11 protein-coding genes are annotated in these 14,163 nt (G+C 69.6%); 9 read left to right on the plus strand and 2 right to left on the minus strand.

Features of this window, described 5'->3' with window-relative positions; translation table 11 throughout:
• The first annotated feature begins 5 nt into the window (after window positions 1-5).
• Window positions 6-1,268 carry an MFS transporter gene (locus ACWGJM_RS10825; protein ID WP_453411319.1) on the plus strand — a complete coding sequence of 421 codons (1,263 nt, stop codon included), beginning with the start codon at window positions 6-8 and terminating at the stop codon, window positions 1,266-1,268.
• Between the two features lie 114 nt (window positions 1,269-1,382).
• The gene (locus ACWGJM_RS10830) at window positions 1,383-1,877 is read left to right on the plus strand and encodes an LppU/SCO3897 family protein (RefSeq protein ID WP_453411320.1); all 495 of its coding nucleotides are present in this window, start codon (window positions 1,383-1,385) and stop codon (window positions 1,875-1,877) included.
• 108 nt (window positions 1,878-1,985) lie between these two features.
• Here ACWGJM_RS10830 and ACWGJM_RS10835 read toward each other — a convergent pair whose 3' ends face one another.
• The gene (locus ACWGJM_RS10835; RefSeq protein ID WP_453411321.1) at window positions 1,986-3,452 is read right to left on the minus strand and encodes a CCA tRNA nucleotidyltransferase; all 1,467 of its coding nucleotides are present in this window, start codon (window positions 3,450-3,452) and stop codon (window positions 1,986-1,988) included.
• Window positions 3,453-3,709: 257 nt separating this feature from the next.
• Between ACWGJM_RS10835 and ACWGJM_RS10840 the strand changes: the two genes are divergently transcribed.
• The 7 genes from ACWGJM_RS10840 to trxA all read left to right on the plus strand — a co-directional run bounded on the left by ACWGJM_RS10840 (window position 3,710) and on the right by trxA (window position 13,372).
• Entirely contained in the window at window positions 3,710-6,073 is a 2,364-nt protein-coding gene (locus tag ACWGJM_RS10840) for a DUF6049 family protein (protein ID WP_453411322.1), read from the plus strand.
• A gap of 46 nt (window positions 6,074-6,119) precedes the next feature.
• Window positions 6,120-8,492, plus strand: coding sequence for a murein biosynthesis integral membrane protein MurJ (gene murJ, locus ACWGJM_RS10845; RefSeq protein WP_453411323.1), 2,373 nt, complete (start codon window positions 6,120-6,122; stop codon window positions 8,490-8,492).
• A 119-nt stretch (window positions 8,493-8,611) separates the two neighbouring features.
• Complete coding sequence (locus ACWGJM_RS10850) at window positions 8,612-10,318, plus strand: protein kinase family protein (RefSeq protein WP_453411324.1); 1,707 nt, start codon at window positions 8,612-8,614, stop codon at window positions 10,316-10,318.
• A gap of 51 nt (window positions 10,319-10,369) precedes the next feature.
• Window positions 10,370-11,059: an RNA polymerase sigma factor SigM gene (gene sigM / locus ACWGJM_RS10855; protein WP_453411325.1), complete on the plus strand. Its 690-nt coding sequence runs from the start codon at window positions 10,370-10,372 to the stop codon at window positions 11,057-11,059.
• Window positions 11,056-11,862, plus strand: a complete 807-nt coding sequence (locus tag ACWGJM_RS10860) for an anti-sigma factor family protein (RefSeq protein ID WP_453411326.1) — start codon at window positions 11,056-11,058, stop codon at window positions 11,860-11,862. Before sigM ends, ACWGJM_RS10860 begins: the two co-directional genes overlap by 4 nt.
• A 170-nt stretch (window positions 11,863-12,032) precedes the next feature.
• A complete protein-coding gene (gene trxB / locus ACWGJM_RS10865) occupies window positions 12,033-13,001 on the plus strand; it encodes a thioredoxin-disulfide reductase (RefSeq protein WP_453411327.1) in 969 nt (322 codons plus the stop codon).
• A gap of 41 nt (window positions 13,002-13,042) precedes the next feature.
• Complete coding sequence (gene trxA, locus ACWGJM_RS10870; protein ID WP_453411328.1) at window positions 13,043-13,372, plus strand: thioredoxin; 330 nt, start codon at window positions 13,043-13,045, stop codon at window positions 13,370-13,372.
• A 64-nt stretch (window positions 13,373-13,436) separates the two neighbouring features.
• Here the strand turns inward: trxA and ACWGJM_RS10875 are convergent, their stop codons facing one another.
• The gene (locus ACWGJM_RS10875; protein ID WP_453411329.1) at window positions 13,437-14,054 is read right to left on the minus strand and encodes a GNAT family N-acetyltransferase; all 618 of its coding nucleotides are present in this window, start codon (window positions 14,052-14,054) and stop codon (window positions 13,437-13,439) included.
• Between the last annotated feature and the right edge of the window lie 109 nt (window positions 14,055-14,163).

Raw genomic sequence — 14,163 nt, forward strand, 5'->3', positions numbered from 1 at the left:
GCCCCATGCCCGTCGTCCGTGACCTGCGCGTCCTGCTGCGCCTGCGTGACTTCCGGCGCCTGCTCGCCGTACGCCTGCTCTCCCAGGGCGCCGACGGCGTCTACCAGGTCGCACTCGCCGCCTACGTCGTCTTCTCGCCGGAGAAGCAGACCTCGCCCGCCGCGATCGCCTCGGCCATGGCGGTACTGCTGCTGCCGTACTCGCTGGTCGGCCCCTTCGCCGGGGTCTTCCTCGACCGCTGGCGGCGCCGCCAGGTCCTCCTGTACGGCAATCTGCTGCGTGCTCTGCTGGCGGCGGTCACCGCCCTCCTGATGGCCGGCGACGTCCCGGACGCGCTGTTCTACGTCTCCGCGCTGTGTGTCACCGCCGTCAACCGCTTCGTCCTCTCCGGCCTCTCCGCCGCGCTGCCCCGCGTGGTCGACACCGAGCGCCTGGTGATCGCCAACTCCCTCTCCCCGACCGCCGGGACGCTCGCCGCGACCGCGGGCGGCGGCCTCGCCTTCGCCGTACGGCTGGCGGTGTCGGACTCCGATGTGACCGTCGTCCTGCTGGGTGCGCTGCTGTACCTGTGCGCGGCCCTCGCGTCCCTGACCATGGCCCCCGGTCTGCTGGGACCCGAGCGCGCGCCGGGCCGGCCGCGCCTGCGTGCCGCGCTCGCCGGAACCGCGCGTGATCTGCTGGCGGGGATGCGCCACCTCGCCGCGCCCGCCCGCCGAGGAGCGGCCTGGGCGCTGGCGTCTATGACGCTGATGCGCTTCTGCTACGGCGCGCTGCTCGTCATGCTGCTGATGCTGTGCCGGTACGCCCTCTCCTCAGGCCCCGCTGAGGGGCTCGGTCTGCTGGGACTGGCCCTGGGGCTCTCCGGCGCGGGCTTCTTCGCCGCGGCCGCGGTGACCCCCTGGGCGGCCGGGTGGCTGGGTCCCGGACGCTGGATCGCCGTGTGCGCAGGGTCCGCCGCCCTCCTGGAGCCCGCGCTCGGCCTACCCTTCGCCACCGGTCCCCTGCTGGTCGCGTCCTTCGTCCTGGGGCTGATCACCCAGGGCGCGAAGATCGCCACCGACACCGTCGTCCAGTCGTCCGTCGACGACGGCTTCCGGGGCCGGATCTTTTCGGTGTACGACGTGCTCTTCAACGTCGCCTTCGTCGGCGCCGCGGCCGTGGCCGCCCTCATGCTCCCGCCGGACGGCCGGTCGGTCGTGCTGGTGGTCCTGGTCGCCGTGATCTACGGAGCGGTTGCTGTTGCTATGAGCCGCTTTGAGCGCCGGTAAGTGTCACATCACGGCCACAGAGGCTTCCTGGGTTACAGGGTTGTCAGCGGCAACCGCTAACTTACGTGGGTCTTATTTCGCGCCATGCGCATCCACGTTCGAGGGGGACCCCGAGTGACTACTCCGCCGCCGCAGGGCCAGGCTCCTTACCCGCCCCAGGGTCAGGCACCGTACCCGCCCCAGGGCCAGGCACCGTACCCGCCCCAGCCCGGCTTCCCCCAGCAGGCCACCGCGCCCTACGCGCCGGTGCCGGCGCAGGCCCCCAAGCGCAAGGTCAGCTTCAAGACGATCAGGTTGATCGTCGTCGTAGTGATCGCCCTCGGCGCAGCCATCGGTGGCTACCTGTCGAGCCGCGACGACGCCGACACGGCGAAGGTCGGCGACTGCATGCACCGGGGCAGCACGAACGACACCAACCCGGACCTCGAGGTCGTGGACTGCGGCTCGTCCAAGGCCCAGTTCGTGGTGCTGGCCAAGGTCAAGGGCACGTACTCCGGCACCTCGGCTCAGATCACCTGTGAGACCAAGGCCAAGGACTTCCAGTACGCCTACACCGAGCAGAAGAGCGGCAGCGACTTCCTGCTCTGCCTGAAGGACTACAAGAAGTAAGGAAGAAGCTGAGAGGGGCGGTGTTTCACGTGAAACACCGCCCCTCTTCATGTCCCGGCCGCATCCGCCGCGCATGTTTCACGTGAAACACGCGCCGCTTTCACGGCCTCAGTTCTGATCGGCCCACCAGTCCTTGAGCGCCGCCACCGCGTCCTCAGGACCCATGGGCCCGTGCTCCAGGCGAAGCTCCAGCATGTGCTTGTAGGCCTTCCCCACGACCGGGCCGGGACCGACCCCCAGGATCTCCATGATCTGGTTGCCGTCGAGGTCCGGGCGGATCGCGTCGAGCTCCTCCTGCTCCTGGAGCTGGGCGATGCGCTCCTCCAGGCCGTCGTAGGCGCGGGACAGTGCGGCCGCCTTGCGCTTGTTGCGGGTGGTGCAGTCGGAACGGGTCAGCTTGTGCAGACGGTCGAGGAGCGGGCCCGCGTCACGGACATAGCGCCGGACCGCGGAGTCCGTCCACTCTCCGGTGCCGTAGCCGTGGAAGCGCAGGTGGAGTTCGACCAGGCGCGAGACGTCCTTCACCAGTTCATTGGAGTACTTCAGGGCCGTCATCCGCTTCTTGGTCATCTTCGCCCCGACCACCTCGTGGTGGTGGAACGAGACCCGGCCGTCCTTCTCGAAACGGCGAGTACGCGGCTTGCCGATGTCGTGCAGCAGCGCGGCCAGGCGGAGAACCAGATCGGGACCGTCCTCCTCCAGCGCGATCGCCTGCTCGAGGACGATCAGCGTGTGCTCGTAGACGTCCTTGTGCCGGTGGTGCTCGTCGCTCTCCAGACGCAGGGCGGGCAGCTCGGGCAGCACTCGGTCCGCGAGGCCGGTGTCGACCAGCAGCGCCAGCCCCTTACGGGGGTTCGCGGACAGGATCAGCTTGTTCAGCTCGTCCCGGACCCGCTCGGCCGACACGATCTCGATCCGCCCGGCCATCTCCTTCATGGCGCTGACGACCTCGTCGGCCACCTCGAAGTCGAGCTGGGCGGCGAAGCGTGCGGCCCGCATCATCCGCAGCGGGTCGTCGGAGAAGGACGCCTCAGGCGTTCCAGGAGTACGCAGCACCCGAGCGGCAAGATCCTGCAACCCGCCGTGCGGATCGATGAACTCCTTCTCCGGCAGTGCCACGGCCATCGCGTTCACCGTGAAGTCGCGCCGGGCGAGGTCCTGCTCGATGGAGTCCCCGTACGACACCTCGGGCTTGCGTGAGGTGCGGTCGTACGCCTCCGACCGGTAAGTGGTCACCTCGATCTGGAAGCATCGATCAGCGTCTCCGACGCGGGCGTTTTTCTGCGCCCCCACCGTGCCGAAGGCGATCCCGACCTCCCAGACCGCGTCCGCCCACGGCCGCATGATCTTCAGTACGTCCTCGGGCCGGGCGTCGGTGGTGAAGTCCAGGTCGTTGCCGAGCCGGCCGAGGAGCGCGTCCCGGACCGAGCCGCCGACCAGGGCGAGCGAGAACCCCGCCTCCTGGAATCGGCGGGCGAGATCGTCGGCGACGGGGGCCACCCGCAGCAGTTCGCTCACCGCGCGCTGCTGCGCCTGGCTGAGGGCGTTGGGAGTGTCTTCGTTGGCGTTCGGCACAACAGAAGAGGGTACGTGGCCCGGCCGCCCGGCAGCGCCTCCATTAAGTACACGGGAACAGAGGGATGTCTTTCCTCACAAAGCCAGCCTTTACCGCGTACGCCTATTCTCCCCTTGATACTGGAAATACAGGGCGGGGCGGCAATGTCTCCCGATCTTGTGGAGCAGACCGCGGCACTTCCCCTCGGCGCGCATCGTTACCATGCGTGGACGCACATTCCGACGACCACTGACGACGACGAGGGACGGGCGAGCGCGTGGCCGAGGCGGCAGACTTCCAGGGGATGAGTCCCTCACCTGCCCGCCGCTGGCTGCGGCGCACCGGAGCACTGCTCGCCGGGGCGCCGCTGCTGGCCGGCCTGCTCCAGTTGCCCGCCGCCGCTCCGGCCCAGGCCGCTGTCTCGGACACGGTGGACGTCTCCCTGGACTCCCTGAGCCCCAGCGCGCCCACCGACGGGGACACGCTGACCGTCTCCGGCACGGTCACCAACAACGGCAAGCAGACGGTCGACAACGCGCACGTCGGGCTGCGCGTCGGTCCCCAGCTGGACACCCGGTCGGCGATCGACACCACCGCCAAGCGCTCCGACGACCTCCAGGCCTCCGTCGGCTCCGAGGTCGGCGGCAAGTACGTCGAGAAGTTCGCCAAACTGACTCCCGGCGTCGCCGAGCACTTCAGCATCTCCGTACCGATCGACAAGCTCGACCTCGGCCAGGACGGCGTCTACGAGTTCGATGTCTCGCTCTCCGGCCGGACGTCCGCGCAGCCGTGGGACCAGGTGCTCGGCATCCGGCGCACCTTCCTTCCGTGGCAGCCGGGCGAGGCCGACACCCGGACGAAGACCACGTATCTGTGGCCGCTGATCTCCACCGTCCACATGACGGCGAAGACCGGCGCCGGAGAACATCAGACACCGGTCTTCCTCAACGACGATCTCGCCAAGGAGATCGCCCCGGGCGGCCGCCTGGCGCAGATGCTGGCGCTGGGCAAGGACCTCGACGTCACCTGGGTGGTCGACCCGGACCTGCTGGCCGCCGTGGACGCGATGGCGGGCAACTACAAGATCCAGGGCCCGGGTGGCACCACCACGGCCGGCACCCATCAGGCGGTCGCGAAGCAGTGGCTCGCCGATCTTCAGGAAGCGGTGGCCGGCAAGGAGGTCGTCGCCCTGCCGTTCGCCGACCCGGACCTGGCATCCCTCGCCCACAACGGAACGAGCGTCACCGGGTCGCTGAGCCACCTCAAGGACGCCACGGACGTCGCCTCCACCACGGTGAAGACCGTGCTCCACGTCACACCGAGCACCGAGTTCGCCTGGCCCGTGGACGGCGCGGTCGACCCCTCGATCATCAAGGTCGCCACCTCCGCCGGTGCGGACAAGGTGATCGCCCGCAGCGACAGCCTCCAGGAGACCGGCAACCTGTCCTACACGCCGTCCGCCGCCCGTCCGGTCGGCGGCGGCACCACCGCGGTGGTCGCGGACGCCCGGCTGTCCACGGCGTTCGAGAGCGACCTGACGAAGGCGGGCGCCGCCACGCTCGCCGTGCAGCAGTTCCTGGCCCAGAGCCTGGAGCTCGACCACCAGACGGACAAGCAGCGCAGCATCCTCGTCGCCCCGCAGCGCATGCCGTCCACGGGGCAGGCCCAGGCGATGGCCCAGGCGATCACCGCGCTCCAGGGCGGAACCTGGAGCCAGTCCCAGGATCTCGCCGCGGCGGCCAAGGCAAAGCCGGACGCCGACGCCACCACGCGGATCCCGTCGAGGTCCGCCTATCCGTCCTCGCTGCGCAAGCAGGAGCTGCCGCGGTCGGCCTTCGAGCAGATCGCACGGACCGAGGACAAGCTCGAGAACTTCAAGGTGATCCTCACCGACCAGTCCCGGGTGGTGACCCCCTTCGGGCGGGCCATGAACCGCGAGATGTCCCTGTCGTGGCGGGGCCGGAGCAGCAGGGCGGACAGCTTCCGGCAGGCCGTGGAGAACTACATCGACGACCTCGCCCAGCAGGTCAAGCTGATCCCCAAGTCGGAGACCAAGCTCTCCGGCCGCAGCGCCACCATCCCGGTGACCGTCCAGAACAACCTGGTCCAGGGCGCCGACCACCTCATGCTGCGGCTCACCTCGACCATGCCGACCCGCCTCAAGATCGGCGGCAAGTCCTACATGGAGCAGCCCGTCGCCGTCTCCGGCGGACACAGCCAGTCCGTGAAGTTCACCACGTCGGCCAACGCCAACGGCCCCGTGATGGTGACCGCCCAGCTGTACACGCAGGACGGCCAGAAGTACGGCAAAGCGGTTCAGTTCAACGTGAAGGTCACCGAGGTCACGCCCACGGTGATGCTGGTCATCGGGGGCGGCGTCCTGCTGCTCGTCCTCGCCGGATTCCGCATGTACACCCAGCGCAAGCGCGCGGCCGCCCGGCAGACCGAGGGCGAGGGCCCCGACGAGGCGGGGGAGCGCGCGGAGGAACCGGATGAACCCGGAGACGCCGGCGACCGTCCCACGGAGGAATCCGACACGCACTCCCGGGCAGGCGACCCGGAGCAGCCGGGTGACCCGACACCGGACACCGCACCGGAAAGCACCGACCCGTCCGGGACGGGTGAGAGAGTGGACCGTTGAGCGATGTCGTGGCCGGTGGGCCCGGGGACGATGAGGTGGGGTAACCATGAATTCGCCGTACGACGGTGACCGCGGCCAGGCCGCGGCCGGCTCGGGCTACCCCGAGCCGCCCGAGCCCGGCCAGGTGCCGCCGCAGCACGCGGCGGACATGTACCTCCAGGACGCCTACGACCAGGACCCCTACCGGGCACAGGACCTCTCCGCCCAGGACCCGGTCGCCGAGGCGCTGTACGACCGTGCCGCCCACCCCCCGCCGCCCCCGGGCACGTATCCGCAGCAGCAGCCGTACGCCCAGCCGGCCCAGTCGCCGTACGCTCCCGACCCGAACCTGTGGGCCCAGACCCCCGCGCCGGAACCGTCCGGCCCGACGCAGTACCTGCCGTACGGCGACGACCCCCGTACGACCCAGTTCGTGGGCGTCGACGACCTGGTGACGCACTCCGGCGAGGAGCGCCACCAGCCGGACGCCTTCGCACACCTCTTCCGGGACCAGCAGCAGGGCGGCGGGCACCCGTCGACGGAGCCACCGTCCGTACCGGGTCCGGCCGCCGCACCGGGCGGGCCCCAGGCGCCCGCCGGGCAGTACCCGCCAGCCTCGTACTCCGCCGCTCCGCATGCCGGGGCCGGGGCGTACGGCGCCGCTTCCCACTCCGCCGCTTCGCCCGGCGCCGCGGCGTCGCCCGCCGTCGGCGCTTCCGCCTCCGCGCCCGCTCCGGCCGCCCCCGGCGGCCCCTCGGGCCCCGCGGGGCAGGAGGCCGCCGCTCCGGTGGCCCCCGTCGGGAAGAAAGGCGGCAAGGCCGCCGGCCTGCTGAAGTCCAGCGCCGTCATGGCGGCGGGCACGATGGTCTCCCGCCTCACCGGCTTCATCCGCTCCGCGCTGATCGTCTCCGCGCTGGGCCTCGGCTTCCTCGGCGACTCCTTCCAGGTCGCCTACCAGCTGCCGACGATGATCTACATCCTCACCGTCGGCGGCGGCCTCAACTCCGTCTTCGTCCCACAACTGGTGCGGGCGATGAAGGAGGACGAGGACGGCGGCGAGGCGTTCGCCAACCGGCTGCTGACGCTCGTGATGGTGGCCCTGGCCGCGCTCACCGCGCTCGCGATGTTCGCCGCTCCGCTGCTGGTCCGGATGATCTCCAACTCCGTCGCCACCAACCCGGCGGCCAACGAGGTAGCGGTCACCTTCACCCGCTACTTCCTGCCCTCGATCTTCTTCATGGGCATCCACGTGGTGATGGGTCAGATCCTCAACGCGCGCGGCAAGTTCGGCGCGATGATGTGGACCCCGGTCCTGAACAACATCGTCATCATCGTGACGCTCGGCATGTTCATCTGGGTGTACGGCTCCGCTGCCAACTCCCACATGACCGTCACGAACATCCCGCAGGAGGGCCAGCGCCTCCTCGGCATCGGTGTACTGCTCGGCCTGGTCGTCCAGGCCCTGGCCATGATCCCGTACCTGCGCGAGACCGGATTCCGGCTGCGGCTGCGCTTCGACTGGCGGGGCCACGGCCTGGGCAAGGCCGCGATGCTCGCCAAGTGGACGGTGCTGTTCGTCCTCGCCAACCAGGCCGGCGCCATGATCGTGACCCAGCTGTCGACCGCCGCCGGCAAGGGCGCCGGCGTCGCGGGCACCGGCTTCGCCGCCTACGCCAACGCCCAGTTGATCTGGGGCCTGCCGCAGGCCATCATCACCGTCTCCCTCATGGCGGCCCTGCTGCCGCGTATCTCGCGCTCGGCCGCCGAGGGTGACAGTGGCGCGGTCCGCGACGACATCTCGCAGGGCCTGCGCACGACCGCGGTCGCCATCGTGCCCATCGCCTTCGGATTCGTCGCGCTCGGCATCCCGATGTGCACGCTGATCTTCGGCTCGTCGGGCACCAGCGAGGCCACCAACATGGGCTACATGCTGATGGCCTTCGGCCTCGGCCTGATCCCGTACTCCGTGCAGTACGTCGTCCTGCGTGCCTTCTACGCCTACGAGGACACCCGCACCCCCTTCTACAACACCGTCATCGTGGCCGTGGTCAACGCGGGCGCCTCGGGGGCCTGTTACTTCCTTCTCCCCGCCCGCTGGGCCGTGGCCGGCATGGCGGCCGCGTACGGCCTCGCCTACGCGATCGGTGTGGGCGTCGCCTGGAAGCGGCTGCGCAAGCGACTCGGCGGCGACCTGGACGGCGCCCGGGTCACCAGGACGTACGCGCGGCTGTGCATCGCCTCCGTACCCGCCGCCCTGCTCAGTGGTGCGGCCTGCTACGGAATCGGCCACACTCTCGGTCAGGGCGCCCTCGGCTCCTTCGCCGCGCTGCTGGCCGGTGGCGCGGTCCTCCTGGGGGTCTTCTTCGTCGCTGCCCGACGCATGCGCATCGAGGAGCTCAACTCCCTCGTGGGCATGGTGCGCGGGCGCCTGGGGCGCTGAGGCGGGGGTAAGCGCACAACCATCGTTCGCCGCCGCGTGTCGTGCATAGCGGCGGACTGTGGGCACAATTGGTTTCGGCGTCGGACAGGGTGCAATGGATGGGGAGGCAGGGAACGACGGTGGCGGAACGTAGCACGGCTGCCGTCGACGTGGCAGACAACAGCGGTGACGAGCCGCTGACCGCCAAGGCGGACCAGTCCACGGCCGACGGGGTGGCCCAGAACCCGGAGCGGGACACAGACAGCGACGAGGCGGAGGGGAGCGGTGGGACGGACGGGCCTGGAAAGGCCTCGCCTCCCGAACTGCACAGCGGTCACAAGCTGGCCAGACGCTACCGTCTCGAGGAGTGCGTCACCCGTCTGGACGGATTCAGCAGCTGGCGAGCGGTGGACGAGAAACTCCGGCGTGCCGTCGGCGTCCATGTCCTGCCCGCGGATCACACGCGGGCCCGTTCGGTGCTGGCCGCCGCACGCTCCTCCGCGCTGCTCGGCGATCCCCGCTTCGTCCAGGTCCTGGACGCGGTCGAGGAGAACGATCTCGTGTACGTCGTGCACGAGTGGCTGCCCGACGCCACCGAGTTGTCCACGCTGCTGGCCGCCGGGCCGCTGGAGCCGCACGACGTCTACCAGATGGTCAGCCAGGTGTCCTCCGCCATGGCCGCGGCCCACCGTGAGGGCCTCGCCCACCTGCGCCTCAACCCGAACGCCGTCCTGCGTGCCTCCACCGGCCAGTGGCGCATCCGCGGCCTCGCCGTCAACGCGGCACTGCGCGGCATCAGTTCCGACACCCCGCAACGCACCGACACCGAGGCGATCGGCGCCCTGCTGTACGCGGCGCTGACCCAGCGCTGGCCGTACGAGAACGACGCCTACGGCCTGTCCGGCCTACCCAAGGACATCGGTCCGATCCCGCCGGACCAGGTGCGAGCCGGTGTGCACCGCGGGCTGTCCGAGCTCGCCATGCGGGCACTCGCCAACGACGGTGCCACCGCCTCCCGGCACGAGTCGCCCTGCACCACGCCCGAGGAGCTGGTGAAGGCGATCGGGGAGATGCCGCGCATCCGGCCGCCGGAGCCCGCGTTCACCGCCCCGCCGGAGTACCAGCGCACGACGTACCAGCAGGGCACGTACGGCCGCCCCGCCCCGCACCCCGGCGTCACCCAGCCGCTCACGACCCCGCCGCCCCCGCTGCAGAGCCGCACCGGCAAGGCCCTGAAGTGGGCGGTTTCCGCCCTGCTCATCGCCGCCCTCGGCCTGGGCAGCTGGCAGCTCGCGGACGCCCTGATGCACCAGGGAGGTAAGTCCGAGGACACGCCGACCACGCAGACCACGGACGGGGGCGGCAAGGGCGGCACGAAGAAGCCGGCCGCCTCCGGCAAACCGATCGCCATCACCAAGGCCTGGGACTTCGACCCCTTCAGCGAAGACCATTCCGAGAAACCGGCCGACATAGGGAAGGCCTTCGACAACAGCCCTGCCTCGTACTGGCAGACGGACTTCTATCTGAGCGCGAACTTCGGCAATCTGAAATCGGGCGTCGGCGTCATCCTCGACCTCGGCAAGGTCCAGCAGGTCGGGAAGGTGACCGTCACCTTCGAGGGGGACACGTCGGTCGAGCTCCGTAGCGCAGGTGCGGACGCAGGTTCGCGGCCGACCTCCTTCGCCGCCTACACCAAGGTCGCCGAGGGCTCGGGGACCACCGTGGAACTCAAGCCCGGCAAATCCATCAAGTCGCGTTACCTCCTGGTGTGGCTGACCAAGCTGCCGCTCCAGCCGGACGACGGTCATTGGCGCGGCAGGGTGGCAGACATCAAGGTGACCAGCTGAGGCTGGATTCCCGCCGGGAAGTCCGTAAGGTTGCCCCCGAGGGAGGGGCGGATGGCAGATGGCGCCGGCTACGGCGACGCGAAGGACGAGGATCTCCTCGCCCGACACGTCGAAGGTGATCCCGACGCCTTCGGGGAGATCGTTCGACGGCACCGGGACCGGCTGTGGGCCGTGGCCCTGCGGACGCTGGGGGACCGCGAGGAGGCCGCTGACGCGGTCCAGGACGCGTTGGTGTCGGCCTACCGGGCCGCACACACCTTCCGGGGCCAGTCGGCCGTCACGACCTGGCTGCACCGGATCACGGTGAACGCCTGTCTGGACCGTGCCCGCAAGGCCGCCTCACGGAAGACCGCTCCCGTCGACGACACCGAGCGCCTCGAACAGCTGCTGGAGCCGCACGAGGCGGCCTCGGCTCCCGCTGAGAGAAACGACCTGCACCGCCAGCTCCTCGAAGCCCTCGGCACTCTTCCGCCCGACCAGCGCGCCGCCCTCGTCCTCGTGGACATGCAGGGCTACCCCGTGGCCGAGGCCGCCCGTGTCCTGGATGTACCGACGGGCACGGTGAAGAGCCGCTGCGCCCGAGGCAGAGCCAGACTGCTGCCGCTGCTGTCCCACCTACGGCCGGAAAAGCCCGGCGACGGGAAAGAACCGGGCCAAGCACGGAACCGGACGCAGGGGACATCCGTCCCACCCGCAGCGGGGCCTCAGGACACAGTGAAGGGCGGAGGTGGGCGAGCGTGACTTCCACGACAGACGCGGCCGGGCACCCGGACGTCGCCGAGATCTCCGACCTCACCGAGGGCCTCCTCCCACCGTCCCGGACCGAGGACATACGACGCCATCTGGAGGAGTGCGAGCTCTGCGCCGACGTCCATGCCTCTCTGGAAGAGATTCGGGGCCTTCTGGGCACGCTGCCCGAGCCGCCCCGCATGCCCGCCGATGTCGCCGACCGCATCGATGCCGCCCTCGCCGCCGAGGCACCGGTGACTCATGTTTCACGTGAAACACCGACCGCGGCAGACCGCCCCGCCGGACGCCCGCAGGCGGCTACCGGACCGGGCCGCAAGGATCGCGGACGCGGGCGCCGTCGCCGGACCGTCGTCCTGGGCGCCGTCCTCACCGCGGCCGTCCTGGGTGCCGGGTCTCTATTCCTGCAATCCCTCGGCACCGACAAGTCGAGCTCGACGGCACAGGGCACGCAGACGGCCTCCGTGGGCACCTTCTCCGGAAGCGACCTCAGGAGTCAGGTGGACGGCCTTCTCTCGGCGAAGAAGAAGCCACAACGAGGCTCCGAGAGCGCCAAGACCCTGATGCAGACCTCTGTCCCCGTCCCGGAGTGCGTCCGGGACGGCGTCAACAGCAACGGTGACGTCCTCGGAGCGAAGACAGGGACCTACGAAGGAAAGGACGCCTTCCTCGTCGTGGTGTCCGACGCCTCCGACCCCACTCGGGTCACGGCCTACGTCGTCGACGCCGCCTGTGTCAGCCGGCAGCCCGTCTCGGCGGGCAAGGTCCTGGCGAAGCAGTCCCTCGTACGTCCCTGAACAAGGCGGCTTCGTCTTGGCCCAGCGCGGTTATCCGTACCGTGGGTGAACCCCCCGTGTGCCCGGACACACCGGGAATGCGCGCCCCTTAGGATCCGTTGGGTGGGGTGAGAGTTCTGACAGGGCTCCCACCGGTCGAATGACGCAGACCAGAGACGAGGAATCAAGCCGTGAGCGACGTCCGTAACGTGATCATCATCGGCTCCGGGCCCGCCGGCTACACGGCGGCGCTCTACACCGCGCGCGCGTCGCTGAAGCCCCTGGTGTTCGAGGGAGCCGTCACTGCTGGCGGTGCGCTGATGAACACCACCGAAGTGGAGAACTTCCCGGGCTTCCGCGACGGCATCATGGGCCCCGAGCTCATGGACAACATGCGCGCCCAAGCGGAACGCTTCGGTGCCGAACTGATCCCGGACGACGTCGTCTCGGTCGACCTGACCGGAGAGATCAAGACCGTCACGGACACCGCGGGCACGGTCCACCGGGCCAAGGCCGTCATCGTCACCACCGGCTCGCAGCACCGGAAGCTCGGTCTGCCGAACGAGGACGCGCTGTCCGGCCGCGGTGTCTCCTGGTGCGCCACCTGTGACGGGTTCTTCTTCAGGGATCAGGACATCGCCGTGATCGGTGGTGGTGACACCGCGATGGAGGAGGCCACCTTCCTCTCCCGGTTCGCCAAGTCCGTGACCATCGTGCACCGCCGGGACACCCTGCGCGCCTCCAAGGCCATGCAGGAACGCGCCTTCGCCGACCCGAAGATCAAGTTCGTGTGGGACAGCGAGGTCGCCGAGATCCAGGGCGACCCCAAGCTCTCCGGCCTGAAGCTGCGCAACCTCAAGACCGGCGAGCTGTCGGATCTGGCGGTGACGGGTCTGTTCATCGCGATCGGCCACGACCCGCGCACCGAGCTGTTCAAGGGCCAGCTGGACCTTGACGAGGAGGGCTACCTGAAGGTCGCCGCGCCCTCCACCCGTACCAACGTGACCGGTGTCTTCGCCGCCGGTGACGTGGTCGACCACACCTACCGCCAGGCGATCACCGCGGCCGGCACGGGCTGCTCCGCCGCCCTGGACGCCGAGCGCTTCCTCTCCGCCCTCGCGGACGAGGAGGAGCCGGAGCCCGAGAAGACCGCCGTCTGACCCCCTTCCACCCCACCGCACGCACCCGTTAGGAGCCACCCGTGGCCGACCTGAAGAACGTGACCGACGACTCCTTCGAGCAGGACGTCCTCAAGAGCGACAAGCCCGTCCTGGTGGACTTCTGGGCCGCCTGGTGCGGTCCGTGCCGTCAGATCGCTCCGTCCCTCGAGGCGATCGCCGCCGAGTACGGCGAGAAGATCGAGGTCGTGAAGCTCAACATCGACGAGAACCCGGGCACGGCTGCGAAGTACGGCGTCATGTCGATCCCGACCCTGAACGTCTACCAGCACGGCGAGGTCGCCAAGACCATCGTCGGCGCCAAGCCGAAGGCCGCGATCGTCCGCGACCTCGAGGACTTCATCGCCGAGTGACGTTTCACGTGAAACACGAATGGGCCAACCCCTCGGGGTTGGCCCATCTGCTTTACAGAGACACTTAGAGGGGACGCAGCGCCGGTTCCTTCTGCACGGCTCCCAGCAGCCGGTCGAGCGCCATCTCCACGTCTTCCTTCCAGGAGAGCGTCGACCTGAGCTCCAGTCGCAGCCGGGGATGCAAGGGGTGCTGCCGGACCGTCTTGAAACCCACGGCCAGCAGATGGTCGGCGGGCAGCAAACAGGCCGGTTCCTTCCAACGGGCATCACCGAACGCCTCGATGGCTTTGAACCCGCGACGCAGCAGATCCTTGGCGACCGTCTGGACCATCACCCGGCCGAGCCCCTGCCCCTGATAGCCCGGCATGATGAAGCTGGTGATCAGCTGCACCGCGTCCGGGGACACCGGGCTTGTGGGGAACGCGGTGGACCGGGGGACATAGGCAGGCGGAGCGTAGAGCACGAAGCCCACCGGGATGTCGTCGACATAGACCACCCGGCCGCAGGACCCCCAGTCCAACAGGACGGCGGAGATCCATGCCTCCTTCTCCAGAGCGGCTGTCCCTGCCTTTACCGCGGCCTCACCGCTGACCGGGTCCAGCTCCCAGAAGACGCACGAGCGACAGCGCTTGGGAAGGTCCTGAAGGTTGTCCAACGTGAGCGGTACGAGTCGGCGCCCCATGAAGGCTGTTCCTCGCTTCCTTCGCCCGCGGTCTCGCGAGCGGCTGTCAGTGCGCTCCGTTCCCTGAGCAGACTGCCGACGAACCCGCCGACCACGCCGAGCCCGAGGC

This window comes from Streptomyces sp. NPDC054834 (assembly GCF_053611185.1).